At 70.4% G+C, this 25,551-nt stretch carries 30 protein-coding genes; 19 read left to right on the top strand and 11 right to left on the bottom strand.

Annotated features, from left to right (window positions below; all coding sequences use genetic code 11):
* Positions 1-3 precede the first annotated feature (3 nt).
* Positions 4-1,614, bottom strand: coding sequence for a benzoylformate decarboxylase (gene mdlC / locus ACFWVC_RS31135; protein ID WP_384294962.1), 1,611 nt, complete (start codon positions 1,612-1,614; stop codon positions 4-6).
* 63 nt (positions 1,615-1,677) lie between these two features.
* Positions 1,678-2,955 carry an acyl-CoA dehydrogenase family protein gene (locus ACFWVC_RS31130; protein WP_384294956.1) on the bottom strand — a complete coding sequence of 426 codons (1,278 nt, stop codon included), beginning with the start codon at positions 2,953-2,955 and terminating at the stop codon, positions 1,678-1,680.
* Between the two features lie 426 nt (positions 2,956-3,381).
* Between ACFWVC_RS31130 and ACFWVC_RS31125 the strand changes: the two genes are divergently transcribed.
* The 10 genes from ACFWVC_RS31125 to ACFWVC_RS31080 all read left to right on the top strand — a co-directional run bounded on the left by ACFWVC_RS31125 (position 3,382) and on the right by ACFWVC_RS31080 (position 11,945).
* Positions 3,382-5,490 carry a SpoIIE family protein phosphatase gene (locus tag ACFWVC_RS31125; protein WP_384294953.1) on the top strand — a complete coding sequence of 703 codons (2,109 nt, stop codon included), beginning with the start codon at positions 3,382-3,384 and terminating at the stop codon, positions 5,488-5,490.
* A 106-nt stretch (positions 5,491-5,596) separates the two neighbouring features.
* Positions 5,597-5,911 (top strand): hypothetical protein, encoded by a 315-nt coding sequence (locus tag ACFWVC_RS31120; protein WP_384294948.1) that lies wholly within the window; start codon positions 5,597-5,599, stop codon positions 5,909-5,911.
* Positions 5,908-6,306 carry a fic family toxin-antitoxin system, toxin component gene (locus ACFWVC_RS31115; RefSeq protein ID WP_384294945.1) on the top strand — a complete coding sequence of 133 codons (399 nt, stop codon included), beginning with the start codon at positions 5,908-5,910 and terminating at the stop codon, positions 6,304-6,306. Before ACFWVC_RS31120 ends, ACFWVC_RS31115 begins: the two co-directional genes overlap by 4 nt.
* A gap of 142 nt (positions 6,307-6,448) precedes the next feature.
* A complete protein-coding gene (locus ACFWVC_RS31110) occupies positions 6,449-6,919 on the top strand; it encodes a MarR family winged helix-turn-helix transcriptional regulator (protein WP_384294939.1) in 471 nt (156 codons plus the stop codon).
* A 63-nt stretch (positions 6,920-6,982) separates the two neighbouring features.
* Positions 6,983-7,336, top strand: a complete 354-nt coding sequence (locus ACFWVC_RS31105) for a VOC family protein (protein WP_384294934.1) — start codon at positions 6,983-6,985, stop codon at positions 7,334-7,336.
* A 355-nt stretch (positions 7,337-7,691) separates the two neighbouring features.
* Positions 7,692-8,876 (top strand): alpha/beta hydrolase family protein, encoded by a 1,185-nt coding sequence (locus tag ACFWVC_RS31100; protein ID WP_384294930.1) that lies wholly within the window; start codon positions 7,692-7,694, stop codon positions 8,874-8,876.
* 92 nt (positions 8,877-8,968) lie between these two features.
* Positions 8,969-9,748, top strand: a complete 780-nt coding sequence (locus ACFWVC_RS31095) for an SDR family NAD(P)-dependent oxidoreductase (RefSeq protein ID WP_384294928.1) — start codon at positions 8,969-8,971, stop codon at positions 9,746-9,748.
* Between the two features lie 201 nt (positions 9,749-9,949).
* Positions 9,950-10,615, top strand: coding sequence for a winged helix-turn-helix transcriptional regulator (locus ACFWVC_RS31090; RefSeq protein WP_384294925.1), 666 nt, complete (start codon positions 9,950-9,952; stop codon positions 10,613-10,615).
* A gap of 91 nt (positions 10,616-10,706) precedes the next feature.
* Entirely contained in the window at positions 10,707-11,579 is an 873-nt protein-coding gene (locus ACFWVC_RS31085) for an NAD(P)H-binding protein (protein WP_384294922.1), read from the top strand.
* Between the two features lie 72 nt (positions 11,580-11,651).
* Positions 11,652-11,945, top strand: a complete 294-nt coding sequence (locus ACFWVC_RS31080; RefSeq protein ID WP_384294919.1) for a hypothetical protein — start codon at positions 11,652-11,654, stop codon at positions 11,943-11,945.
* A gap of 501 nt (positions 11,946-12,446) precedes the next feature.
* On the opposite strand, the gene ACFWVC_RS31075 is transcribed toward ACFWVC_RS31080, so the two are convergent.
* Positions 12,447-12,749: a helix-turn-helix transcriptional regulator gene (locus ACFWVC_RS31075; protein WP_384294915.1), complete on the bottom strand. Its 303-nt coding sequence runs from the start codon at positions 12,747-12,749 to the stop codon at positions 12,447-12,449.
* Between the two features lie 239 nt (positions 12,750-12,988).
* Here ACFWVC_RS31075 and ACFWVC_RS31070 point away from each other — a divergent pair, with 239 nt between their 5' ends.
* The gene (locus ACFWVC_RS31070; protein WP_384294911.1) at positions 12,989-13,252 is read left to right on the top strand and encodes an STAS domain-containing protein; all 264 of its coding nucleotides are present in this window, start codon (positions 12,989-12,991) and stop codon (positions 13,250-13,252) included.
* A gap of 127 nt (positions 13,253-13,379) precedes the next feature.
* Here the strand turns inward: ACFWVC_RS31070 and ACFWVC_RS31065 are convergent, their stop codons facing one another.
* From ACFWVC_RS31065 to ACFWVC_RS31040, 6 genes are all read right to left on the bottom strand, one after another.
* Positions 13,380-14,144, bottom strand: coding sequence for an alpha/beta hydrolase (locus ACFWVC_RS31065; RefSeq protein WP_384294909.1), 765 nt, complete (start codon positions 14,142-14,144; stop codon positions 13,380-13,382).
* Between the two features lie 242 nt (positions 14,145-14,386).
* A complete protein-coding gene (locus ACFWVC_RS31060) occupies positions 14,387-14,818 on the bottom strand; it encodes a response regulator (protein ID WP_384294904.1) in 432 nt (143 codons plus the stop codon).
* Positions 14,815-15,213 carry a hypothetical protein gene (locus ACFWVC_RS31055; protein WP_384294901.1) on the bottom strand — a complete coding sequence of 133 codons (399 nt, stop codon included), beginning with the start codon at positions 15,211-15,213 and terminating at the stop codon, positions 14,815-14,817. The genes ACFWVC_RS31060 and ACFWVC_RS31055 overlap by 4 nt, the downstream gene beginning before the upstream one ends.
* A 55-nt stretch (positions 15,214-15,268) precedes the next feature.
* On the bottom strand, positions 15,269-15,631 hold the full coding sequence (locus ACFWVC_RS31050; RefSeq protein WP_384294899.1) for a hypothetical protein: 363 nt from the start codon (positions 15,629-15,631) through the stop codon (positions 15,269-15,271).
* Positions 15,628-16,317, bottom strand: coding sequence for a hypothetical protein (locus ACFWVC_RS31045; RefSeq protein ID WP_384294896.1), 690 nt, complete (start codon positions 16,315-16,317; stop codon positions 15,628-15,630). Before ACFWVC_RS31045 ends, ACFWVC_RS31050 begins: the two co-directional genes overlap by 4 nt.
* On the bottom strand, positions 16,308-16,901 hold the full coding sequence (locus ACFWVC_RS31040; RefSeq protein ID WP_384294892.1) for an RNA polymerase sigma factor: 594 nt from the start codon (positions 16,899-16,901) through the stop codon (positions 16,308-16,310). The genes ACFWVC_RS31045 and ACFWVC_RS31040 overlap by 10 nt, the downstream gene beginning before the upstream one ends.
* Positions 16,902-17,128: 227 nt before the next feature.
* Here ACFWVC_RS31040 and ACFWVC_RS31035 point away from each other — a divergent pair, with 227 nt between their 5' ends.
* The 6 genes from ACFWVC_RS31035 (at position 17,129) to ACFWVC_RS31010 (ending at position 20,757) form a co-directional block, all read left to right on the top strand.
* Positions 17,129-17,617 (top strand): Asp23/Gls24 family envelope stress response protein, encoded by a 489-nt coding sequence (locus tag ACFWVC_RS31035; protein ID WP_384295038.1) that lies wholly within the window; start codon positions 17,129-17,131, stop codon positions 17,615-17,617.
* 93 nt (positions 17,618-17,710) lie between these two features.
* A complete protein-coding gene (locus ACFWVC_RS31030; protein ID WP_384295041.1) occupies positions 17,711-18,007 on the top strand; it encodes a hypothetical protein in 297 nt (98 codons plus the stop codon).
* Complete coding sequence (locus tag ACFWVC_RS31025) at positions 18,004-18,417, top strand: Asp23/Gls24 family envelope stress response protein (RefSeq protein ID WP_384294887.1); 414 nt, start codon at positions 18,004-18,006, stop codon at positions 18,415-18,417. Before ACFWVC_RS31030 ends, ACFWVC_RS31025 begins: the two co-directional genes overlap by 4 nt.
* A gap of 46 nt (positions 18,418-18,463) precedes the next feature.
* Positions 18,464-19,165 (top strand): DUF6286 domain-containing protein, encoded by a 702-nt coding sequence (locus ACFWVC_RS31020; RefSeq protein ID WP_384294884.1) that lies wholly within the window; start codon positions 18,464-18,466, stop codon positions 19,163-19,165.
* A 42-nt stretch (positions 19,166-19,207) separates the two neighbouring features.
* Positions 19,208-19,816: an alkaline shock response membrane anchor protein AmaP gene (locus ACFWVC_RS31015; RefSeq protein WP_384294880.1), complete on the top strand. Its 609-nt coding sequence runs from the start codon at positions 19,208-19,210 to the stop codon at positions 19,814-19,816.
* A gap of 407 nt (positions 19,817-20,223) precedes the next feature.
* Entirely contained in the window at positions 20,224-20,757 is a 534-nt protein-coding gene (locus ACFWVC_RS31010; RefSeq protein ID WP_384294878.1) for a GNAT family N-acetyltransferase, read from the top strand.
* A gap of 98 nt (positions 20,758-20,855) precedes the next feature.
* Here ACFWVC_RS31010 and ACFWVC_RS31005 read toward each other — a convergent pair whose 3' ends face one another.
* Together ACFWVC_RS31005 and ACFWVC_RS31000 are read right to left on the bottom strand one after the other, a co-directional pair.
* Positions 20,856-21,842 carry a serine protein kinase RIO gene (locus ACFWVC_RS31005; RefSeq protein ID WP_384294873.1) on the bottom strand — a complete coding sequence of 329 codons (987 nt, stop codon included), beginning with the start codon at positions 21,840-21,842 and terminating at the stop codon, positions 20,856-20,858.
* A 301-nt stretch (positions 21,843-22,143) separates the two neighbouring features.
* Positions 22,144-22,740 (bottom strand): TetR/AcrR family transcriptional regulator, encoded by a 597-nt coding sequence (locus ACFWVC_RS31000; RefSeq protein WP_384294870.1) that lies wholly within the window; start codon positions 22,738-22,740, stop codon positions 22,144-22,146.
* Positions 22,741-22,933: 193 nt separating this feature from the next.
* Between ACFWVC_RS31000 and ACFWVC_RS30995 the strand changes: the two genes are divergently transcribed.
* Both ACFWVC_RS30995 and ACFWVC_RS30990 read left to right on the top strand, forming a co-directional pair.
* Positions 22,934-24,523 carry an MFS transporter gene (locus ACFWVC_RS30995; protein ID WP_384294868.1) on the top strand — a complete coding sequence of 530 codons (1,590 nt, stop codon included), beginning with the start codon at positions 22,934-22,936 and terminating at the stop codon, positions 24,521-24,523.
* Positions 24,524-24,568: 45 nt separating this feature from the next.
* Positions 24,569-25,471, top strand: coding sequence for an NmrA family NAD(P)-binding protein (locus ACFWVC_RS30990; RefSeq protein ID WP_384294864.1), 903 nt, complete (start codon positions 24,569-24,571; stop codon positions 25,469-25,471).
* Positions 25,472-25,551: the final 80 nt, after the last annotated feature.

Genomic DNA, 25,551 nt, shown 5'->3' with positions numbered 1-25,551 from the left:
TGCCTACAACATGGCTTTCTGAGGCTGTGTGGGAACCACGATGACCGTGGTCGTGCCGGCGGACAGAGCCGCCTTGAACTCCCCCTCCAGCTCGTCGGTGGTCTCCACGTCGACCGCGCGGCAACCGAATCCGCGGGCCAGGGAGGCGATGTCGAGTCCGGGCAGGTCGAGGCCGGGAACGCCGGGTGTGTCCTCCAGCACCGCGAACGACTTCAGGATGGAGTACTCCTCGTTGCGCATGACCACATAGACGATCGGCAGCTCGTGCTGCGCCGCCGTCCAGACGGCCTGCACGCAGTACTGGAACGAGCCGTCCCCGATCAGGCCGACGACCGGCCGCCGCACCCCCCTGTCCCGGTCGCCCAGCGCGACCCCCACCGCTGCGGGGGTGCCCCAGCCGATGCCCCCGCTGGCCGTGGCGAAGAACGATCCGGTCCTGACGGTGGGGAGCCACTCGATCTGCTGGGCCATGGTCGATGTGGATTCGTTGACGATAACCGCGTCGTCCGGCCTGACACGGCCGAGAGCCGCATAGACCTCCGGCGGGGTGAGGGGGCTGTTCGGCGACTGCGGAAGGCTGTAGGGCCGCGCCATGGGTTCCGGTGCGGTTCGCGCGGACCCCTCCGCGACCAGGTCCCGCAGCTGCGCGATCGCCGTCGCGGGGTCGCCCAGCAGGCTGTCGCCCACCCGTGCCGCCGCCGCGACCGCGGGGTTGGCGGTGATCTGCAGCAGTTCCGTGCCCGCCGGAAGGTAGTCACCCGGGACGTAGGGGTAGTAGCGGAAGACCTCCGCGCCGAACACGACGACCAGGTCGTGCCCGGCCAGCCGGTCGCTGACGTTCTTCACCGACATCCCGAGCGGGCCGCGGAAGAGGGGATGGTCCTCCGGGAAGGAGGCCCGGTCCTGCAGTGGCGCCCCGTACACGGCCGCACGCAGCCGCTCCGCCAGGGCGACCGCCGCGTCCCATCCGCCGCCGCGGTCCACCTCCGGTCCGAAGACCAGCGCGGGACGGCGGCAGGCGGAGATCCGGTCGGCGAAGCTCCGCAGACGGGCCCCGTCGGGAGCGACCCGGTCGCTCACCGTCCGCACGCGGGCGAAGCCGGACAGCGGCTGCCCCCAGTCGTCCATGGGGACCGAGACGTACACCGGCCCCGCCGGCGGCTGCAGCGCCGTCGCGTAGGCCCGCATGAACGCCTCGGGTACGTCCTCGGCGCGCGCGGGCTCGTACGACCATTTCACCCACGGCTTCGGCATCGTGACGGCCTCACGGTTGCCCAGATAGGGGTCGCCGATCACCAGTTCCCGGTGCTGCTGGCCCGAGGTGACGATCAGGGGGGTGTTCCCGTGATATGCCGCCACCAGGTTCCCCATGGCATTGCCGAGTCCGGCCGAGGAATGCACGTTGACCAGCGCTGGGCGCTGCGTCACCTGGGCGAAGGCATCCGCCATCGCGACGACGGACCCCTCCTGCAACGCCAGGACGTAGGTGAAGTCCGGGGGGAAGTCCTGGAGGAACGTCTCCTCGGTGGAGCCGGGATTGCCGAAAACCGTCGTGAGCCGGAGGGTCCGCAGCAGATCGTAGGTGACGCTTCGGACAGTGGATTTCTCGGTCATCGTCGACCACCGATCGTGCGGCGAGGCAGGAGCTGTGCGGCAGGCGTGCCGTGTCCGGGTCGGTCAGTGGGGCGGGAGCCCGGGCACGAAGGCGTTGTATCCCGTGATGTCCCGGCCGACGATGAGGGCCTGCACGGTGTCGGTGCCCTCGTAGGTGTCGATGGCCTCGATGTCGCACAGGTGCCGGGCCACGTGGTAGTCGAGGAGGATGCCGTTGCCGCCGAGCATGTCGCGGGCGTCGGCGAGGATGGCCCGGGCGCGCTCGGTGTAGTGCATCTTGGCGAGCGCCACGCGCGGCATCGAGAACTTGCCCTCGTCCATCAGCTGGCTGAGCCGGAACTGCATGCACATCATGTCGGTGATGTCCGCCAGCATGCGCGCCAGCCGGTACTGGACGAGCTGGAAAGCCGCCAGGGGGACACCGAACTGCTTGCGCTGCTTGGCGTACGCCAGAGCGGTCTCGTAGCCGGCGACGGCGGCGCCGATCGCCTCCCAGGCCACGCAGAAGCGCGAGGCCAGCAGCACCTTCTCGGTGTCACGGAAGGTGTCGACGTTCGCCAGCCGGTTCTCGGCCGGAACCCGGACGTCGGTGAGGGAGATCTGCGCGTTCTGCACACACCGAAGCGCCGTCTTGCCCGTGATGACCTGGGCGTCGAAACCCGGGGTCCCCTTCTCCACCACGTAACCGCCCACGTGCCCGTCGTCACCACGCGCCCAGATGATCACGTAGTCGGCGAAACTCGCATTGCCGATCCACCGCTTGTGACCGTTGAGAACGTAACCGTCGCCGTCCCGCCGGGCGGTCGTCTCCAGCTTGACCACGTCCGTGCCGTGGGCGGGCTCGGTCAGCCCGAACGCGCCGATCTTCTCCAGTCGCGCCATCGGCGGCAGGAAACGCTGCTTCTGCTCCTCCGAGCCGAGCAGCGAGATCGACATCATCGCCAGCGCCGAGTGCACCCCGGCGAACGTGGAGATGCTCAGATCACCCCGGGCAAGTTCGAGGATCACCATGCCTGCCGTCACATTGCTCATTCCCGGACAGCCGTAGCCGGAGATCTGGAAACCGGCGACGCCGAGTTCGGCGAGCTTGGGGACCAGCGGGAAGGGGAACTCCGCCCGTTCCCAGTAGGGGTTGATGACCGGGGTGACCTCTTGGTCCATGAAGTCCCGGACCCGCTGGCGGAGCGCGTTCTGCTCATCGGTGAGGAGGTCGCCCAGCAGGTAGTAGTCCGTGTGCTCGGATCCGCCCAGCACAGGGGGCTGGACGACCGGGTGCCCGTTCCCGGGGCCCACGGTGGTGAGGTCGATGGGCGACAGCGTGCCCTGCCCTATCGCGTTCATCTACCGCTCCTTCCGTTCCGGAAGACCGGATCGTGTCGGTGATTCCGCCACAATTCCGACACTAGAGGTAGATCACAGGGGAACCATTGGACCCGGAACACCACCTTTCGGCAGATTTTGGTGGCCTTGAACCAATTCCGCCCGGAAGGCCGGCTCTCACCGGCCGGACGGAGCCCCCCGCGACGTGGCCGCCGTGTCCGCGGCCACCGCGGCGCCCGTCCATCGCTGTCGACGGCCACATCGACATCCCATGGGCGGGGAGCAACGCTGGACGGGTCATCCGGCATAGGGACATCCGTATCCTCACATCGGTCCCCGGAGATTCCCGGTACTCCGCCGGCCTCAACTCCTCCCGTGACCACACTCGTTGGCCGCCCGAGCCGCCGGTTGACGGAATGCCGGCAGCGGAAGAACGGAGCTGGCGCCGTGACAGACACGATGAAGGGCCGCGATCGTCGCTACCACGATGTCCGCACGGCGGCGCTCGACACGTTGCTGCGCGACTCCCTTGGTGGTGTCTACATCTTCGACTCCGACCTGCGGCTTCTGCGTTCCAATACCGGCACGCACCCCGGTGCCCTCGGGACGACGGCAGGCCGGCGAATCGGCGAGATCATGCCGGGCTTCGACGCCGCGGTGCTCGAACGCATGCTGCGGGAGGTCGTGAGCACAGGAACGCCGGTCATCGACCGGGAGGAGCGCGGACGTGACGTCTCCAATCCGCGTCGCGATCGGGTCGTCTCCATCTCCGCCCTGCCCGTGCGCGACGAAGCGTCGGCCTGCATAGGAGTCATCGCCACCGTCCATGACGTCACCTCGCGCGCCCGGGCGCAGGCCCGCTGTGAACTCCTCCATCAGGCCGACCTGCGCATCGGCACGACCCTGGACGTCTCCCGGACCGCGCACGAGTTCGCGTCGATCGCCCTTCCGCGCAGCGCCGACGTCGTCACGGTCGACGTGCTGGACTGCGTGCTGCGGGGCGAGGCGCCGCCGCCCGGACCGGTGCAGGACGACGTCCTCCTCCGGCGCGTCGCCGCACTCGCGGTGCCCGCCGACGCCGACGCCGGCGCGTCGCCGTCCCCAGGGCCCCTTCGCACCTCGACCGAGGCGCGCAGCTTCCCCTTCCCCAGCCCGTACACACAGAGCCTGTCCGACCATCGGCCGCGGCTGATCCGTCATCTGCGGGAAGACGCGGTCTGGGTGACCGTCCCCGCCACCGGAGACAGCGAGATCCTGGCGGACGGCGCGCACTCCCTCATGGTCCTTCCCCTGAGCCACCATGGTGCGGTGCTGGGATTCGCGTGCTTCTACCGCACCTCGGACCCCGATCCCTTCGACGAGGACGATCTGCGATTCGCCTCCGCACTCGCCGACCGGACCGCCGTCGCGATGGACAACGCACGCCTGTACACCCGCGAGCGCACCGCCGCCCAGATCCTGCAGCGCCGGCTTCTGCCCGCGCACCTGCCGGTCGTCACGGCCGTGGAGACGTCGCATTGCTACGCGCCCGGAAGGAGCGACACCGCCTGGTTCGATGTGATCGCCCTCTCCGGCACCCAAGTCGCCCTGGTGGCGGGGGACGTGCTGGGGCACGGGGTACAGGCGGCGGCGACGATGGGCCGCCTGCGGATGGCGGTCCAGGCACTCTCCGCATTGGACCTGCCGCCCGACGAGGTGCTGGCACGCCTGGACGACCTGGTCTCGCGTCTGGCCGTCGACGAGCCCGGCGCCTCCGAGGAGTGCGCGGACGCCCAGCCGGTGGCCGCGACGTGTGCCTACGTCGTCTACGACCCCGTCTCCCGCCGGTGCACGATGGCACGCGCCGGGCACGCGGCGCCGGTGATCGTCGACGCGGACGGAACCGCACGCACGTGGGACGCCGCCGCCGGGCCCCCGCTCGGCCGGGGAAACCTGCCGTTCGACGCGGCGGAAGCCGTCCTCGCCGAGGGGAGCGTGCTGGCCCTGTACACCGATGGTCTCCTGACGTCCCTCCCGGAGGGTGCGGAGGCGGCGATGCACCGGCTGCGGCAGATCCTGGCCGACCCCGAGCGGCCGCTCCAGGACATCTGCGACGCGGCCCTCTACGCTCTGCTTCCCGGCCGTCCCAAAGAGGACGTCGTCCTCCTCCTGGCCCGCACCCGCACCCTGTCCGGGCAGGACGTCGCCACCCTGCATCTGCCGTCGGACCCGGCAGCCGTCGCGGCCGCCCGCGCCGGGGCCACCGCGCAACTGGAGGCCTGGGGACTGTCCGACCTCGTTCCCACCACCGAACTCGTGGTCAGCGAACTGGTCACCAACGCCGTCCGCTACGGCGCGAACCCCATCCAGCTGCGTCTGGTACGGGACCACTGCCTGATATGCGAAGTGACGGACGGCGGCGGCGCCGCACCCCGGCTTCGCCACGCCCGCACGAGCGATGAAGGCGGCCGCGGGCTGCTGATCGTCTCCCGGCTCACCCAGCGCTGGGGAATCCGGTACTCCCCCGAGGGCAAGTCGGTGTGGGCGGAACAGGTCCTGCGCCCGCTCCCCGAGTAGACCCGGGCGGCGGGAGGAGACCTGCACCCGGCACCCCCGGCTCGTCGCAGCCGTCGCATCCGCCGAACCGCTGGCCCTCGGGTTGTACTGACGGTACCGTCAGTACATGGCAGCGACAAAGGGCATGAACGTCCCCTTCAAGGACGACGACGAGCTGGACCAGGTCCGGCGCGCGGCGGCGGCCGCCAACCTCAGCACCCGCGAGTACATCCGCCGCGCCGCGCTCAGCCAGGCCAACGCCGTCCCCACCGCGTTCCTGGAGGCCGCGATGGAGGCCCACGAGTACGTGAAGGACGCGTTCGCCGAGATCCTGCCGGAGGACGGCCGCCCGGACCCGGCGTACCGCGCCGCGGACGCCGAGGCCGGCCGCCGCCTGGCCGACCTCGACAGCGACGGCCGGACGCGCGGGAGCGCCGCGTGACCGGACCCGGCCCCGGACCCGAAGAGCTGATCCACGCCGAAGTGCCATGGCTCCTGCAGGTCGCCGAACACATCACCGGCGACCCGCAGCCCGATGACCTCGGGCCGCTGGACGCCGCGGTCGCCCGTCACCGCGCGCAGGCCATGGGCCGGGAGGTCTACGGTTCGATCTGGCTCAAGGCGGCCGCCCTGCTCCACACCTTGGTCAGGCTCCCGTCCCTCGAGCACTCCAACGCCCAGTTCGGCTGGCTCGCCGCGGTCGCCTTCCTCCAGGTCAACGGCCGTCCCCTGACCTACCAGCCGAAGGACGCCGCCACCCTCGTCCGCGGGGTCGTCGCCGGGACCGTGCCCCCCAGAGAGATCGCCCTGCAACTCCGCCGCTGGAGCACCGACTGACCGGGTATCGGCGGGTCGCCGGAACGGCATGACGAGGGACGACGCTTCGCCATGCCGCCGCGGCGGCCGGTTGACGCGCCGTTAGAATCACCGGATCGGGACGTGAGACGTCCCGTCAGGAGTGAGGCAGTGGAGAAGGGGTGTGAGCCGCGCGGTGCGCAACGTTGACGACCCCGATCTCGGCGTGCTGGCCGGGCGCCTGCTGTTCGCCGTCCAAGCCGAGCTGTTCTCCCGTCTCCATCACCTCGGTTTCGACGACCTCAAGCCTCGCCACGGCGCCGTCCTCGCCTACCTTCAGCCACAGGGCATCCGGGCGACCGAGCTGGCCCGGGTGTCCGGCCAGCACAAGCAGGTCATCGGGACGCTGATCGACGAACTCACCGCGCTGGACTACGTCGAGCGGCAAAGTGACCCCGCGGACCGGCGGGCCAAACTCGTCTGCCCCACCAAGCGCGGCCGCGCCCAGATGGCTGCCGCGGACAAGATCATGGCGGAGATGCAGACCCGCCATGCACAGCGCCTCGGGGTGAACGCCTACGCCGAGTTCAAGCGGCTCTTCATGGACGTGGTGGAGCAGCAGCGCCTCAACGCGACGAGCCTCGCCGACGATTGACACGGGAAGCCGGCGACGGTGTGGTGTCGGCCCGCCCCCTCGCCGAGCTGGCAGGATGGCGCCATGGAACATGTGCTTGGAATCGGTGGACACTTCATGCGGGCCGCCGACCCCGCGGCTCTCAGTGCCTGGTACCGCGAGTGCCTGGGCCTGAACGCCGAGGAGAACGGCCTGTGGCACCAGGAAGCCGGGCCGACGGTGTTCGCCACCTTCGAGTCCGGGACCGACTACTTCGGGTCCCCCACCCAGCAGACCATGCTCAACTTCCGGGTCCGCGACCTGGACGCGATGCTCGCGCAACTGCGCGCCAAGGGTGCGGACGTGGCCGCCGAGACACAGGACATGGACGGTGTGGGCCGATTCGGCTGGGTCACCGATCCCGAGGGCAATCGGATCGAGCTGTGGCAGCCCGCGTGATCGTGTCTTGACGCATGGACGAGGTGTGAACCGCCCGGTCAGGGGACCGGGCGGTTCACGGCTGTTTGGCGTATGCGGTCGAGATCTGGCCGACTCCGTACACTTCTCCGGCCATGCCGGAAGCGCCGAGGGCGACATAGGTGGCGTAGCCCTCGGGGACGAGCGGGCCCCACATGCCGTCCGCTTGAGCAGCGGCTTTCCGGGAGGCGCAAACCTCGCCTCCGCGCGCGACTCGGGGATGGGTTGCGGCCGTACGGGCGACTCCTTAGGCTGATTGGTAAGAAACCTTGACAGTCAGCGATCTTTACTACTGCGCCCGCCGTCGCTGCGATGCCGCATCACCGGGAGTTCCCACATGTCTGTGGTCGAGTTGACCAGGTTCACCGTCGCGCCGGAGCGAACGTCGGAGATGCTGGAGGCCCGGGGCGAGATGCTCGCCGCCTTCCGCAAGGACCGGCGAGGGTTCATGGGGGCGAAGCTGGTGCGCGTGGCGGACACCACGTGGCTGGACATCGTCGAGTGGGCGGACGCCCAGGCGTACGACGAATCGCGCGCCAAGGGCGGCAATCTCCCCGGGATCGCCGCCTTCTTCGCCACGATCGACCGGCTGGTGAGCGCCGACAGCGGCGTGCGCTACGACGATGCGGAGGACGGCCGCCGTGACGTGCGAACCATCGCTTACGGTCCCGAGCCGTCGCAGGTCGGAGAGCTGTACCTGCCGGAGGGGGACGGCCCGTTCCCCGTGGTCGTCATGGTCCACGGTGGTTGGTGGACCGCGCTGTACGACCGCAGGCAGTCGCTTCCCGTCGTGGCGGACCTGGTGTCACGGGGTTTCGCGGTGTGGAACATCGAGTACCGGCGCATCGGCGAACCCGGCGGTGGCTGGCCGGGCACCTTCGACGACATGGCGGCCGCCGTGGACGTCGTACCGCACCTGGATCCCTGCGTCGACGGCAGCAGGGTGCTGGTCGTGGGGCACTCGGCCGGGGGCCAGCTCGCCGCGTGGACCGCGCATCGGTCCGCCCTGCCCGACGGTGTCCCCGGTGCCCGTCCGCGGGTGAAGCCGCTGGGCGCCGTGACCCTCGCCGGCGTGCTCGACCTGGTGGCGGCCGACGACGCCGGCCTCGGGCCGCTTCCCGCGGACCTCGACGCCGAACCGACGGCCGATGAACCGCTGCCGTCCCACCCGGAGCTGTGGGCCGGTGTCGCGTCGAAGATGAGCGAGGGCATCACACCGCTTCTGCTCGGTGGAAGAGTCGCCGAGTACGGCGAGCGGTACGCGGCGGCATCCCCCGTGCTGCTGAGGAACGGGGGCGTCCCGGTGCTCGTGATCCATGGCACGGCCGATGACATCATCCCGCCCGAGTACGGCCGGACGTATGCCGAGGCCGCGGCCGCGGAGGGCGTGGACGTCACCTTCGTCGTGTCGCCCGGTGCCGGCCACTTCGACGTCATGGACCCGGACGGACATGCTTGGAGAACAGCCCGGGTGTGGCTGGAGCAGCGACTGGCGGCAGCGGACGGTGAGCACACCCGGTGACACCGCTGACGCATCGGCTCCCGGCAGGTCGTGAACGCGTCAACCGCCGGACCGGTGCTCGCCTTCCGGCCTGACCGATCGTGGGAGTGATCATGTCCGCACGCTTCGCAGAGAAGGTCATCCTGATCACCGGTGCCACCACCGGCGTGGGCCGTGCGACCGCGGAGCGGATCGCGGGCGAGGGCGCGACGGCCGTCCTGGCGGCCCGCGGCCGGGAGGCCGGCGACGCGTTGGTGGCCGCAATCCGCACCAGAGGCGGCGAGGCGGCCTTCGTGTCCACCGACGTGACCGTGGAGGCCGAGGTGGCGGAGCTGGTCCGGCAGGCGCTGAGCCGGTACGGCAGGCTCGACGGCGCGTTCAACAACGTGGGCGCCCCCATCGCCACCGGCCCGGTCACCGAACTCGACGGCGAGGCGTGGCACGCGGAGCTGGAGTTGAACCTCAGCAGTGTCTTCTACGGCCTCAAGCACGAGATTCCCGCGCTCCAGGCAAGTGGCGGCGGCGCGATCCTGAACAGCGCCTCGGTCTGCGGCGTCGCCGCGTACCCGAACATGGCCGGCTACAACGCCGCCAAGCACGGCGTGATCGGGCTCACCCGGTCGGCGGCGCTGGACATGGCCGCGACCGGCATCAGGGTCAACGCCCTGGTCATCGGCGGCGTCGACACCCCCTTGTCACGATCGCTGGCGCAGGCTGCGCCCGGCCTGACAACGGAGGAAGCCTGGCACGCGGCCGAGGCGATGCACCCACTCGGGCGGATGGCCCGGCCGGACGAGATCGCCGCTTTCGCGGCCTTCCTGCTCAGTGATGAAGCCTCCTTCATCACCGGCGCCGCGCTCGCCATCGACGGCGGGATGACCGTCCGCCTGTAGCCGGCGGATCCGGCGGATCGTCCGCGACCCCGCGACGGGCAGCCCGACCGGGAAGGTTTGCGGCTGCCCTGTGGTTCTAAAACACGTAGCATCGACTATATGTTTTAGAAGTAACGAGGCAGGCCCGTGAGCCGCCCCTTGGTCACACAAGAGGGCGGCGGTCGCCGCCGGCCCGGCGGTTCCCCTCGCGGAGGAGGCGTGATGAGTCGCTCTTACGAACAGGTCTGCCGCATTGCCCGTGCGCTCGACGTACTCGGGGAGAGGTGGACACTGCTCATCGTCCGCGAGCTCACCTTGGGCCCCCGCCGCTACAGCGATCTGCTGGACGTCCTGCCGGCGATGGGCACCAGCCTCCTCGCCACGCGACTCAAGCATCTGGGCGAGTACGACGTGGTGCGTCGTACGACACTGCCCGGCCCGGGGCGCGCCGCGGCCTACGAACTCGGTGCGCGAGGTGAGGCACTGCTCCCGCTCCTGGCGTCCCTGGCCGACTGGGGTGGAGGGCTTCAGGCCCCGCCGCCCGGCTACGCCGACCGTGCCGCGTGGAGCTTGGTGGCCATGCGCCTCACGGCTCCTGGGGAGGCGGCGGGCTTCGACACCCTCACGGAGTTGGTCGTGGGTGAGGAAACACTGTGGCTGCAGGGCGACGGTGAGCGGGTGAGGACGGAGGTCGGGCCCGCACCTGTGAAACCGGGCCTGCGGTTGACCTGCGGGAAGGCCACCTTCTACGCCCTCGCCAAAGGCGAGGTCGCCGTCGATGACGCGATGGCTTCAGGAGAGCTCGTCGTGGAGGGCGCCCCTGACACCGCGCGGCGGTTCTTCGAGTTGTTCAGCCTGTCCGGCGGCCGGCACGCGACTTCTCCATGAGTATCCGCACGGCACGGCGCATCGCGTCACACACCGTCTTCCGCCCCTGCACCCGGGGAGCGGAGCACGTCAAGGCAAGGAAGACGTCATCATGACCCGCAACCTTCTGGTGATCGGAGCGACCGGCAAGACCGGCAGGTACACCACCGAACTGCTGCTCCAGCGCGGCCACCGCGTACGCGCACTCGTCCGCCGAGTCGACGAGCGCTCCGAGGGGCTCGCCGAGCGCGGCGCGGAGGTCGTGGTCGGCGACGTCCACGACCTCGACTCCCTGGCGCAAGCCGCCGAGGGGATCGACGCCGCCTACTTCACCTACCCGATCGCTCCCGGCCTCATGGACGCCACGGCGAACCTGGCCCAGGCCGCGGAGGAGAACGGTGTGCGGGCGATCGTGAACATGTCTCAGATCTCCGCCCGCCGCGAGGCCGCCAGCAACGCCGCACGGCAGCACTGGGTCGCCGAACGCCTGCTGGACCGCTCCCCCGTCGCGGTCACCCACCTGCGACCCACGTTCTTCGCCGAATGGCTGACCACCATGTGGAACGGCACGGGCGAACTGCGCTTCCCCTTCGCCGACGGGCGGCATGCCCCGATCGCCGCCCGTGACCAGGCGAAGGTGATCGCGTCCATCCTCGAAGACCCCGCACCGCACGCCGGCAAGATCTACCCGCTCTATGGTGCCGTCGAGCTGGACCACTACGGGATCGCCGAAGCGATGACGCGAGCCTTGGGCCGCAAGGTCACCTATGTGCCCATCGAGCTCGACGAATTCACCGCCATCCTGGAGAAGCGCGGTGCCTCGCAGCACTTGATCCAGCATCTGCGCGCCGTTGCCATCGACTACCGCAACGGCGTCTTCGCCGGCATGAACGACGTGGTCAAGAGGATCGGCGGCGACGACCCGCTCGACGTCGAAACCTTCGTCGCCCAGAACCGCGCCCTCTACGACGACCACTCCGCCTGAGCACCGCAGCGGTCGATGCCGCCGAACAGGCCGGTCTCCCTTTTTCCGTCCCTCCAGGACGGATCGGCCGAGATGTATTCCTCGACGGGATTCTCGTCGCCGGCGACACTCAACACCGCGCCCGGCGTACGCGTAACCGGCCTCGCCGCGGGCTTCCACGCCGTGGCCCAGCTCGGTGCGGGCTGCGACGAGGAGCGGGTCGTGGCGGCGGCCCGCGCTCGGCAGGTCGGCCTGTACGGGATGGCGGCCAACCGCTCGGCGCCGGGCGGCACCGGCGGGGCCCGGCTGGTGCTCGGGTTCGGCAACGTGAGCGAGGGCGCGATCGCGGTGGGCGTCGCCGCCGTGGCCGACCTGCCGGCCGGCTGAACCGAACGGACGCTTCAACCCGCCGGGCGACCCCGCCGCATAGGGCATGGAGACCCGGCAAGCGCCAGCGGGGCCGCATCTCCAGGATGCACCTTCGCAAGGACCGATGCACTCTCCGGGTGACACCGGCCCCATGGCACCTGCGCCGAGTGCGCCAGGCACTCCAGCGGCGGATTCGCCCATACGGCCTATCCACGCGGGCCGCCCCGGTGCCGATGGTCCGACTGTGCATTCACGGCCCCGAGGAGCCCGAGCCGCAGGGTCTGCCGAGGCCCCGCGGCCCGTTTCCCGGCGTCGCACCGGCGCCCGCGCGTGAGCCCGGCAGGGACGCCCGGCCCCTGCTGCTGCAGGTCCTCGACGAACTGTGCGCGCGTGGTCTGTTGAGACTGGACGCCCCCATCCCGTCACAACCGCCCGCCCCATGGATCGACGGCGGCCAGGATCAGGACAGCGGTTCCGATTAGGCGGCGCGGCGGGCGCGCCAACGCGAAGGAGTCCGCGTCATCGCGTACTGATCAGGGCCAGGAGGCCGGCGATCTCGTGATCTGCCTCGGCGGGGTGGCGGAACATGGCGCCGGGGACGATCTCGTAGCGGTTGCGCCGCCCCTCACGGGAGCGGGTCAGGTAACCGCCGTCCTCCAGGTCGGAGACGATCCCCTGCACCGCCCGTTCGGTGAGGCCGCTGGCCTCGGCGACGTCACGCAGCCTGACGCCGGGGTCTTTGGCGATGATGATGAGGACCCGTGCGTGGCTGGTGAGGAACGTCCACTTCGACTGATCCCGGTTCTGTGCGCCTCCGTCCATGCCTCCATCATGCGCTCCGGGTTTCCGGACCATCAACCCATGAAAAAGATTTCCTGATTTATTTGACGTGTGTCGTACCGCGGGGGCATCATCACAGTTGGCAGGAGACCCCTCTGTCGCAGCATCGGGAGTACACGATGACGCGGTTGCCCGCGTATACGCCCCTGGGAGGGAAGGGCCGCTTCGGCGCCCGGGCGATGCTCCGTCTCATGCCCTGCGAGCCCGGCAGGGCGATTGCCGTGATCATCGGAGAAGTGGACGCCGAGTGCTCGGCGGACCTCGAACGCTGCATCACCGCGGCACTGCACACCTATCCCGGGGGCCTGGAACTGGACCTGTCCGAGGTCTCCTTCTTCGACTGCGCGGGCCTCAATGTCCTGCTCAAAGCCCGGACGGCCGACAACCCGGCGGGCCACCGCCTGACCATACGGACGATGAGCGCCAGGGTCGCCCGCGTCCTGGAACTGACAGGCAGTCAGGATCTGCTCGCGCCCCGGCCCTGACAGGCCGCTCGGCACACCTGCCGGGCTCACCGGCCGGGCACCGGGTCCGACCTGACCGGCGCGAACGCGGCGGGACCGCGGTCGCGCCGCCCGGCCGGTGAGCCGGACGCCGCGACCGCACCCCACGTCAGGCCGGAACGGTGACCGCTCGGCCGAACTGCCGGGCGAAGAAGCGGACCGCGCTGTCCGCCTCGAACCTGGGCAGTTCCTTGTGCTTGCCCGCGTTGGCGTGCAATGTCTTCTCCTTCGAAGCGAAGGCGTCGAACAGCGCGAGAGCGCCCTCACGCGGGATGTGTTCGTCGTCCCACTGCATGTCGAACTCGATCGGGATGGTGATCCGCTTCGCCTTCTCGGCCAGGGCGTCGGGCCAGTGCTGACCGAAGACCGCGGCCGTGATCCTGGGTTCGGTCGCCACGAACGGCACTCCGATCGCGGTTCCCATGTTGATGCCCCAGTAGCCGACCGGCCCGTCGGCGCCGATCTCCGGGAGTTCCTGGAGGGCGTCCAGGGTCGCCCGGTATTCGGGCACGGCGAGCTCCGCCAGATGATCGTTGTAGCGGACGACGATCGGGCCTTCCGGCTCGCCCGCCGCCCTCGCCCGGTACAGCGCCGCGATCTCCTGCTCGTCGTGCGCCGTTCGCGGCCGGTCGCCGTGACCGGGCGCGTCGATGACGGCCACATGGAAACCGCAGCCGGTCACGAGCAGGTGCGCACGGCCCGCCATGGCCGGTGCCTTCTTGTGCGTACCGCCGCCGTGCCCCATCAGCACCAGGGGCGCGCGATCGGCGCCTGAGGCCGGCGACCAGAGGACGCCGGGGATCCCGTCCAGGATGAAGTCGCGTTCGACCACGCCGTTTGACGACGACTCAGCGGTGAACCGCAGAAAATGCACAGGTGTTGCCTTTCGGGAGTGCCTTGTTGTCGAGGCGCTCCCGGCGACGTCCCTACGTCAATCGCCGGCCGTGACGGAAAGGGGGAGCACCCACGTCGATACAGCGGTCATGGGTCTCACCTCCTCGGGCGTTGTCACGGACGGCTGAAAGCTACCAGCCCGATCATCATCGCTCCAGCTGTTTTCCCCGTCACGTGATCACGACTCCGGGCGTGGACAGAGCCGGTCGGCGCTCTTTCGCCCTACGGCCGCGGCAGTTTGGTGACGGTGTCGAGGTAGAAGGCGTCGATGCTCTGCACGGCCCGTTCGAAGTCGTCAAGGTTGACGGGCTTGGTGACGTAGGCGTTCGCGTGCTGCCGGTAGGCACCGGCGACGTCGTCAGGCGCCGAAGAGGTGGTGAGGACCACCACCGGGATGGTCTGCAGCAGTTCGTCGCTCTTGATGATGGCCAGGAGCTCGCGGCCGTTCATACGGGGCATGTTCAGGTCCAGCACGATCAGGTCCGGTCGCGGGTTGGCCGGGTCGCGCAGGTACTCCAGAGCCGCAGCGCCGTCCTGGGCCTTGCCCAGATTGCGCGTGCCGCGCGCGGTGAGGGCGTCCTCGATGAGCATCGCGTCGGCGAGGTCGTCCTCGACCAGCAGCACGTCATAGGGGCGAGCGGGGGCGATCATCATCGGGAACTCCGGGACTTGGGTGGAGCCGGGTGGGAGGAAGTGTTCAGGCCCGGCCACCGGCGGCGGGCGCCCTGCCGGGTCATGTTGGACGCCCTGCCGATCTGCGGATAGCCGGCACCCGCGTCGGCCGCTTCATGGGCGGCGGTCTCTTCCAGACGTTCGACGGCTTGCCGCAGGTGAATGAGCATGTGCAGGTGTGCAAGGGCTTCGGCCTGGGCCGGTGGCTCCTCGCCCCGGCCGGGAAGCGGCTGAAAAGCACGACGGACCAGTTCACGGACGAGGTCGTCGACCGCACCCGTGGCGAGAGCGGCGATCTCCTCCTCACTCATCCGCAGCGAGAAGTGAATGCCAGGCATCAGCACACAGTAGGCGACATCAGCACCGCCGGACAACATCGGTTGTCAGCGGAGGCCGAAGGGTCGCCCTCCCGGACACGAACGCCGACACCGGTCACGGCGTCGAACCGGTGACGGTCACCAGGATGGTGACCGGTTCCGGTGTGCCGTTGCGTGCCAGGTGGGCGGTGACCGCGGAACGTACCTGCCGGCGGACGTCACGCGCGGTGTCCAGTGCGCGGCGCTCTTGGTTCAGGATGCAGCGCACTTCCACGTGCCAGCCCAAGGGCTGGAAGGTGCGTTCGGCTCGGATGCCCGCTTCCGGGGGCTGGGCTGCGATGCCGATGTGCTGCTGGGCGAGGGCGGCGGCATTGGCGAGCCGGTGACCGAGGCCGGGCTGCAGTCCGGCCACGCCGGGGACGGCGAGGGCGGCGTGGGCTGCCGTCTGGTTGAGGTTCATCGCTTCGACGAGGGTCATCGGAATTCGCCTTCCGGGAGACCGGCTTCGCCGCGGGCCGTCGGCGCGTCCGGGTCCAGCAGGTCCATGATCGTGATGTCGATGCCGCTGACGGCCAGCCCGAGCGTCAGGTGCGCGGCGTGCAGGACGGCCTGGCGTACCTGGTCGGCGTATTCGGGCAGCGGTCCATAGGGCGCCGCGGCCAGCGTGCAGGCGATGTGCACGGCCTGGCCGTCCCCGGTGGGGGTCATGCGCAGACTGGCGACCTGCGCGCCGGTGACGGTGTCGGCGGCCCGGCGCAGGACTTTCGCCGCCACGGTCTCGGCGATCCGCAGGTCTCCGGCGGGGTCGTCAAGGGGCAGCATCCGGCCGAGGCGGATTTCCGCGCGGACTGCGCGTATCACCCGGTCGGCGATGGTCTGGGCGCTGGGCCTCTGCTGGGCGCGAAGCGCGCCGATGGCGTCGTCCAAGGCCGCGAGGCCCTCGATGGCCTGCCTGCAGTGGGGGCAGACGGCGGTGTGCGGGTCGGTGGTGGAGGTGGCATCGCGTGCGAGCTCCCAGGCGCGGCTGAGGGGACGCCCGCAGGGCAGCAGCTGGTCTCCGGTGAGCAGGGAGGCGTCGTCGCCGGGAGACGGGCCGAACGTCTCGGTGCCTGCCCGCGGCGGCTCGGCCGCGGAGGGCCGCGTATACGGGTCGCCTAGCGCCATGGGGCCATCTCCTTCATCAGGGAGCGCCTGGCTCGAAAGAGCCTGCCTCGTACGGTCTGTTCGCTGACGCCCACGATCTGTGCGATTTCCTCGTAGTGCAGGCCGTGCAGTTCCCTCAGCACCCAGCAGGCGCGCTGCTCGGGGTTCAGCCGGGCGAGCGCACGGGCCAGGGCAGCGGTGGCGGCGCCGCTCTCGGCGACGCCGGCCGGGCCGGAGCCCGCGGTGCCGGTGGTGGGCTCCGGGACGGTGTCCAGGGGCACGGCGGTGGTGCGACGGCGCAGAGTGTTCAGGCAGCGGTTGGTGACAATGCGATACATCCAGGTACGGAACGCGGCGTCGCCCCGGAACTCCGGCAGTCTGCGCCAGGCGCTGAGAAAGGCCTCCTGCACGGCGTCCTCGGCGTCCGCGGAATTACCGAGCAGGTGGTGGGCCAGCGCGAGCATCGGGCCGCTGTGCCGGCGGACCAGGATGGCGAAGGCGTCGTCGTCGCCTTCACCGGCCCGTACGGTCAGCAGCCAGTCAGGTCCGCCCTGCGCACCGTCGGCTGCCCGCCGGGGTGGCGGGGATTTCTCCTGTTGCTGCACGGCCGCTCCCCTGGGTGCTTGGGGTCGTCCTGCGGCTGTCCCCGAGGGGCGCGTACTGCGGTCGGCACGGTCAGCGCCGTAACGCGAGCTGCGAACCTTCGACAGCACCGCAACATTCAGTCTATATGACTTGAATTGCCCTGATTTCGTGACGATTGCGGCTGGACCGGGTCCAATCCTTTGACGGGCACTGTGCGAGCGCCCGCAGCAATCGAGGAGTCCTCATGATGACGGACATGACCAGCCGCCCGGCACTCAACAAGGACCAGGCGGGCAATACCGGATCGATCCTGCAGGGTGGCGGCCGCGGCGCCGATGTCCCGGCCGACAGCCGCGGACAGACCACCATCACGGACAGCGTGGTGGAGAAGATCGCGGCGATGGCCACCAGGGAGGTACCGGGCGTCCACAACCTCGGCACCGGGATGGCCCGGGCCATCGGAGCCGTACGGGACCGGGTCCCCGGCGGACGCCCCGGTGTCGGGCGCGGCGTGACCGTCGAGGTCGGCGAACGCGAGGCCGCCATCGACCTCGACGTCGTCGTCGAATACGGCATATCCATCGTGGACGTGGCCGCGGAGGTCCGTACCGATGTGATCACGTCCGTGGAGCGCATGACCGGACTCGAGGTCGTCGAGGTGAACATCACCGTCGACGACGTCCACCTCCCCGACGAAGACGACGACGAGCCGCAGAGCGAAGGCCGCGTGTCGTGAACTGCCCGTCGCCTCGGGCCCGGCCGGGACATGCGTCGCGGCGGAGCGCGGGCCGAGCGAGGAAGCAACCTCCATGAAATGGGTGAGTGAGAGATGAGCACAGCGACACTGGGCCTGGTAACAGGCATGGCACTCGGCTTCGCCGGCTACTTCGGCGGGTTCGGGGCGTTTCTGGTCGTGGCCGTCCTGGGAGCACTGGGTCTGGTCATCGGCTGCTTCGCGCAAGGCGACCTCGTCCTCGGCGACTTCGTCCACCGCCGCGACGGAGGGCATGACGAGGGAAGCCGCAGGCACGACGGCGACCTCCCCCGCCCGCACGGCAACCCCGCCCACCAGACATTCAGGCGTCCCAGGAATGACTCGGCGCCGCCCCGGAGCCGGGTCCTATGACCGCGCAGCCGACTCTCGCCGCCCAAGGCGCCGCCCGGCGCCGGGGCACGGAGACATGCTCCCTGCCACCGCCCGCCGAGCGCGGCGCGACCGAGATCCCCGCCAAGGTGGTGGAAAGGATCGCCGAGGGAGCCGCCCGCGAGGCCACGACCCGGCGGACCGGTCCGCCCTCTGACCGCCCCGCACTCGGTTCCCCCAGCGCCTCGGCCGCGGTGCACCACGGATCGGCACGGCTGGCCATCTCCCTGGACCTGCCCTACCCCCTCGACATCGCCCTCGCCACCTCGCAGATGCGGGATGACATCGCCGAACGGGTCGCCCACTTGACCGGGATGAACGTCCGCGAGGTCACCTTGACCGTGCGCCGGCTCGTCCCCGTCGAGAGCCCGGAGAACGGAAGCGTCCGATGATCCGGCGGGCCACCCTCGTCATGCAAGGAACGATGCAAGGAGCGCCATGAGCCCCCGACAGGAATCCGCCGTCCCCGTTCCCGAACCGCGTCCGCCGCAGTCCCGCGCGGCCACCTCGGCGAAGCGGCGCGCAACAGCCTCCAGGCTCGGGCGTGACGGGCTCCCGCCCGGCCACGGCCCCCCGGCGACCGTTCCGAGCCGGAAGCCCTCGCGGCGGCTGTGGTCCGCACGCCGGATACCTGCCGCGTTCGCCGCCCTGGTGGTGCTTTTCTGCGCCGTGATGCTGTTGTTCGATGTCGTGCGGGTACGCGCCGGACAACCGGCTGCCGCCTGGCGCAATGGGCTCTTCGACGAGCTGGCGAGCCGTCCCCTCGACGACGTGTGGATGCTCGCCGGAGCGGCCGCCGCGGCCGCCCTCGGCGTGTGGCTGATCGTGCTCGCGCTCACTCCCGGCCTACGCCGCCGGCTGCCGCTCCAGGTGCCCGCCGGCCGCGGCCGGACACGCGCCACGCTGGACCGCGACAGCGCGGCCCAGTTGCTGCGTGACACCGCCCTGCGGGTCCCCGGAGTCAGCGGGGCAAGGGTCCGGGTGCGCCGGCACCGCACCAGGGTGCGGGCGGACGTGCGCTTCCGCGACCCGCGCGAGGTCAGAAGCGAGATCGTCGCCGCCGTCAGGGACGAGCAGCGCAACGGGCTCGCTCTGGCCCACCCCCCGAAACTGTCGGTCCGCGCACGCCGCACGACGTGACCGGCCGTACAGCGCGGCACCACGTGACATGGAGGACGGACGATGGACGCACAAGCCAAGGTCAACCGGACCCTGCTCGGGACGGCCGGAATCGTTCTGCTGGGCGGGGGCCTGCTGGTCCTCGCCGCCGGATTCGACGCGTACCGCAGATGGGATCTGGCACCCCCCGGCGGCTGGCCCCTGACCTCCCCGCATCAGGTCCTGCTCGCCCGCGCCGACCGGATCGCCTGGTCGGGGCAGGGATGGTGGTGGTGGCCCGCCGTCATCGCCGCGCTGGCCGTCGCAGCTCTGCTCGCCCTGTGGTGGCTGATCGCACAAGTGCGCCGCCACCGCCCCGGCCCCATCGCCGTCGGTGGAGCGTCCCCCGCCGAAGGCGTCCGAATGCGGCACCGGGCACTGAGCGACGCACTCGCCACCGACGCCGGGCGCCTGCCAGGCGTCCGCAAGGCCAGGGCGCGGATGGCAGGCAGCGCCCCGCACCCCGAGGGCCGCATCGATCTCACCCTCGCCCCCGACAGCGCCCCCGCCCAGGTGCTGGACGACCTGCACGACGGACCTGTGGAACGAGCCCGCCGGTCCGCCGGCTGGGAACACCTCCCCACCCGCACACGCCTGCATGTCGCCCGCCGCGGGCCGCACCGCGTCGAGTAGGCGCGCCGCCCGGCACACAAGGGCTCAAGAGTGGCTGCACCGGCGACCGGAGGAGGGGAAGGCGACCGCAGCTCCGCCCACTTCCACAGCGGACGGGGCTGCGCCCGTGCGGCGCATGGGGAATCACCACCGCGGCGGACCCACGGCAGCGCCGCACTCTGAGCGGCTACCCCCACCTGCCCCTCCCACACCGCCACGTGGGAGGGGCGTCATGGGGTGCCGTACCGACGCCGCTTCGGCGCCGCTGCGGGGTCGATGCGACGGTCGGCCGCCGCCACCCCACGGTCCTCGACATCTGCCCGTCGCCCGGCAGTTGGGCGTCCCGAGGCCCGGTCGGCCGCGCGGGCGGGCGGCGTCGGCCGCCGCGCCGATTACCGTTGCGGCTTCGCCTTCGACAGGATGAGCCCATGACCGAGATCCAGACCCCCCGCCTGCTCCTGCGCCGCTGGCAGGACGACGACCTGGTCCCCATGGCCGAGATCAACGGCGACCCCCGGGTGATGCGCTGGGTCGGCGACGGCTCCGTGCGCGACCTGGAACACACCGCGGAGGCCATCGAGCGGTGGGAGGAGGAGTGGGACGAGGAGGGCTTCGGCCTCTTCGCCGTCGAGTTGCTGGCCTCGGGCGAACTGGCCGGATTCACCGGCCTGTCCCTGCCGGAGTTCCTGCCGGAGCTGATGCCCGACGTGTCGGTCTGCTGGCGGCTGGGCCAGCAGTTCTGGGGCCAGGGCTACGCCTCGGAGGCCGCCCACGCCGCGATGGAGTTCGCGCTCCAGGACCGCGGCCTGGAGCGCCTGGTCGGCATCGCCCGGATCGGGGACGACGCCTCGGAGAACGTGCTGCGCAAGCTCGGCATGGCGCCGGAGCGCGACACCACACACCCCGAGTACGGCTTCCCCTTGCGCGTCCACGCCATCGATCTCACCCAGTACCAGGCCTGAAGCGGGCCGCGGCCCGCGCGGACCCGGGAGTCGCTCCCGGGTCCGGGCCCGCGCCGGCGTGCTCGGCAGCCGCGAACACGCCGACGTGGCAATGGCGTTCAGCCGAGCCGTGCGTCAAAGGCCAACGACTGCGCCAATTCCTCGACACGTCGTTCCGCCAGGCCTCTGGAGACGAACCAGGCACCTACGTTGCGGACGTCGCGTTCGAGGAAGGAGCGGCCCCGCGGGTTGGCGATGACGTCGACGATCTGGGGCACGTCGATGACGACCAGACGGCCCTCGTGGACGAGGATGTTGTAGGCGGACAGGTCGCCGTGCGCGTAGCCGTCGCGCGCGAGCAGCGACAGGCTGCGGCCGAGCTGCTCCCACAGGTCGTCCAGATCGGCCTCCTGCGAGCGGAGCTGGGCCAGGCGTGGTGCGGCCGTCCCCGACGGGTCCCCGATGAACTCCATCAGGATCTCGGTCCCCAGGATCTGCACGGGATAGGGCACGGCCACCCCTGCCGACCACAGCCGGGACAGCGCCGCGAACTCGGCGCCGGCCCACTGGCCGGCGATGGCCTCCTTGCCGAAAGCCGTGCGCTTGGCCATGGCCCGGCTGACGCGGGACTCCTTGTGGGAGCGCCCCTCCAGGTATCCGGAGTCGCGGTGGAACATGCGGTGCTGCCCGTCGCGGTACCGTTTGGCGGCCATCAGGGTGCGGCGGTCCGTTCCGGGCACGGCCCGTTCGATCAGGAAGACGTCGGCCTCCTTGCCCGTCTTGACGATGCCGAGCTCGGTGTCGACGGCGGCCAGGTCCGTCACCACCCACGCGGGGCGCGGCTCGGGGCCCTTCTCGGTCGGGGTCGATCGATCCCAGGTGGACCAGCGGTCGCCCTGGGGAGGCCCGTCGGGCAAGTGGCCGGGCGCCGTGGTGAAGCCGTTCTCGTAGGTGTCCTCATCGCCTTCGGCGAAGGTGTCCTGGCCGGCCGCGTAGTCGTAGAAGGCCCCCTCGAAGGCCTCTTCCTCGTCGCGGTCATTGCGTCGGTTCTTGCCCTTGGGGCGGATACGGGCGAATGACTCGCCGTCGGCAAAGCGCTCACGCACTGTGGTGATCTCCTGTGGAAGGACCCACCGGAAGGCGCGTCGGCGAACGCGCGTCGTCAGCCGGTGGGAAGGTAACGAGAAAGGGCGTCTGGCGCGCACACGCGGGCGCACCGCATCACGGCGGCAACCACGAAAACGCACCTCCCCTCTCGTCACGACCGGGCCGCTGTCAGCGCCCGGCACCTCAGGATCGGCAAGATCCTAGCGAGCACCGCACAACGCGCAACCGATTTATTTCGAGGGTGGGTCGAGGATCCACAGGCACGGCACGGAGCCGACCTGCCGCACTGCCCGGTCCGGGTCAGTCCGCGTGCCGCTGCGATTCACCCCGCCCGGAGTCGATCCCGGTGAGAGCCGTGCGCGCGGCCTGCAGCAGTTCATCGGAGATCGGGTTGCCGCGGGTGGCACGGGCGAGGACCAGGGCCCCGACCATGGTGCAGAGCTGGGCCATGCCGTCGTCGTCGCCGGTTGCCAGCCGGGCGGCGCGGTTCCGCACCCCGTTGATGTAGACGGGCTGGGAGCGGGCGGCCTGGTCGGGCTCGCGCCCCAGGTCGGCGGCGAATCCGGAGACGGGACAGCCGTCCCCGGCGTGATCGCGGTGCCAGACCGAGAGATATTGCTCGATCAGCGTCCGGCGGGCGGCCTCGTGGTCCCCGCCGGGCTCCTCGAGACCCACCGGCGAGTGTGCCGACGGATCCTCGAAGGCGTGGGCGATGGCCTTGTCGACCAGGTCCTCCTTGGAGGCGAACTGCTTGTAGAACGCGCCATGGGTGAGCCCGACAGCCTTCATCAGGTCGGCGATGCTCACCGCGGTGCCCTTCTCACGGAACATCCGCGAGGCGGTGGCCACGACGTGCTGCCGGTTCTCCTGCGCTTGCGCCTTGGACACGCGGCCCACGGAATCACTCTCCCCAAATAACTGTCGCTTGTCATCTATCCTATCCCGTGTTTAGTCTGATTGCGACATCTATTTTGGGTCGACGGGATCACCCGGCAGGTCAGACCGGGCCCGGCACTGCCGCGTCCTCCGTCCGAGGCCGACGGCCTCCGCCCCGCAATCGCAGAACCACCGACAGCACTGGAGACCCCCTGTGGCATCGCCACCCACCCCCACCGAGTCCTCGACACCGACCGCGCCGCACGCGCACCGACGCGTTTCCGATGCGGTCCACCGGCGGCGCTGGGCCATCCTCACCGTGCTCGCGTGCAGCCTCCTGGTGGTGATGCTCGACAACTCGATCCTCAACGTGGCGATGAAGACCATCGCCCAGCCCGCCCCCACCGGACTCGGCTCCACCCAGAGCCAGTTGGAGTGGGCGGTCAACTCCTACACGCTGGTCTTCGCCGGACTGCTCTTCACCGCGGGCCTGCTCGGTGACCGGCTCGGCCGCAAGAGGGTGCTGCTCTTCGGCATGCTGATCTTCGGCGTGGGATCCGTGCTGTCCGCGGTGTCGGACTCCTCCGGGCAGCTCATCGCCTTCCGCGCCGTGATGGGCTTCGGCGGCGCCTTCATCCTGCCCGCCACCCTCGCGATCATCATGAACGTCTTCGAGCCCGCGGAGCAGCCCAAGGCCATCGGCATCTGGACCGGTGTCGTCGGCTTCGCCATCGCCGCCGGCCCCATAGCCGGCGGCGTCCTGCTGCAGCACTTCTGGTGGGGTTCGGTCTTCCTGGTCAACGTGCCGATCGTGGTCGCCGCGATGATCGCGATGGTGGCGATCGTCCCCGACTCCAAGGACCCCCGGCCCGGCAGGCTCGACCCGGTCGGCGTGCTGCTGTCGATCGTCGGTCTGGCAGTGCTGATCTACGGCATCATCAAGGGCGGCCAGCTGGGCGACTTCACCCGTCCCGAGGCCTGGGCGACGATTCTGGGCGGCCTGGCGGTGCTCGCCGGTTTCGTGGTCTACGAGTCCCGCAGCGACCATCCGGCCCTCGATGTCACCTACTTCCGCAACCGCCGGTTCTCCGCCTCCGTCGCCGCCATCGGCCTGGTCTTCTTCGCCCTCATGGGCGTCACGTTCTTCAGCGTCTTCTACAACCAGAGCGTGCGCGGCTACAGCGTGCTCCAGTCCGGTCTGCTCGTGCTGCCGCTGGCCGCCTCCCAGATGTTCTTCGCCCCGCGGGCCCGGCTGGTCGTCAACCGCTTCGGCGCCCGGGCCGTGTGCGCCGGCGGCCTGATCCTGACCGCCGTGGCCTTCGCCGGCTTCCTGCTGCTCGGCCAGGACACCCCCATCTGGGTACTCGAGGTGCTGTTCTTCCTGATGGGCACCGGGATGGCCCATGTGATGCCGCCCGCCACCGTCATGATCATGTCGTCGCTGCCGCGGGAGAAGGCCGGCTCCGGATCCGCGGTCAACAACACCTTCCGGCAGGTCGGCGGCGCCATGGGAGTCGCCGTACTGGGGTCGATCCTGTCCACCACCTACCGCAACGGCATCGACAGCCACCTGAACGCACTGCCCGCCTCCCAGCGGCACGCCGCGGCCGAATCCGTCCAGGCGACCCTGACCGTCGCCGGGAAACTCGGACCCGCCGGCAGGGCACTGGTACAGCCCGCACACGACGCCTTCCTCCACGCCATGCACATCACCGCGATGGGGTCCGCGGCCGTCGCCCTCCTCGGCGCCGTCGTCGTACTGGCCTACCTGCCGGGCAAGCCGGCAGCCGCGCAGACGCTCTGATCACACCTCGACCCGGAATTTCATCACTCCCAAGGAGCCCGACTGATGGTTACCGACAACCTTGTTCTCATCCCCGGTGCCGGCGGCGTGGGCCGTACGGTCTTCGAGCAACTGCGCGCTCAGGACGTGCCGGTGCGCTTCATGGTCCGCCGCGAGGACGAGCGTGCGGCTGAACTGCGTGCGCTCGGCGCGGAGGTCGTCCTCGGCGACCTGACCCGGCCCGAGACGGTGGCGGCCGCGCTGGAGGGCGTGACACGGATGTACTTCGGGATGCGTGTGTCGCCCGACCACCTGCTGGCGGCGACCGTGGTGGCCTCCGTCGCCAAGCAGTACGGGAAGTTGGAGGCCCTGGTCGACCTGTCGCAGATGACGGTGTCGCAGATGACCGCCACCAGCACCGAGGAGTCGCACCAGCAGCGGCTGCACTGGCTGGCGGAGCAGGTCTTCGACTGGTCCGGGCTGCCCGTGGTGCACATCCGGCCGACGGCGTTCCTGGACACCCCGATGTTCACCATGATGGCGGCGCGGTCGATCCAGGAGAGCGGCACGATCGTGCTGCCCTTCGGCACCGGGCGCACCTCACCGGTCGCCGTGGACGACGTCGCCCGGGTCATCGCCACCGTGCTCCGTGACCCGGCTCCGCACATCGGGCAGGTCTACGAGCTGACCGGGCCGCGCGCGGTCGACATGCACGAACTGGCCAAGGCCTTCTCCCAGGCCCTGGGCCGTCCGGTGTCCTACGTGGACGTGCCCCCTGAGAGGTGGGAGGCCCAGCTCCCCAAGACGGGAATGCCGCCGCACCTCGAACAGCACGTCGCCACCATGGCCCGGCTGCACCGGGACAACCGTTACAACCGCACGGCCGACGGCGTCGAGCGCGTCACGGGCGCCCCCGCCCAGTCGATCGAGGCGTTCGTGGCCGCCCGCAGGGACTTCTACCTGGGCTGAACCGTACCGGCCGAGGCCCGCGCCCCCCCGCCACCATAGCCCGGGGCGCGCGCGCCCCCGGGCCCCCAACCGGGGCAGGG

Origin of the sequence: Streptomyces sp. NPDC058691, assembly GCF_042714775.1 — a bacterium.
Classification (GTDB): domain Bacteria; phylum Actinomycetota; class Actinomycetes; order Streptomycetales; family Streptomycetaceae; genus Actinacidiphila.
This window is presented reverse-complemented; position numbering and strand designations above follow the sequence as displayed.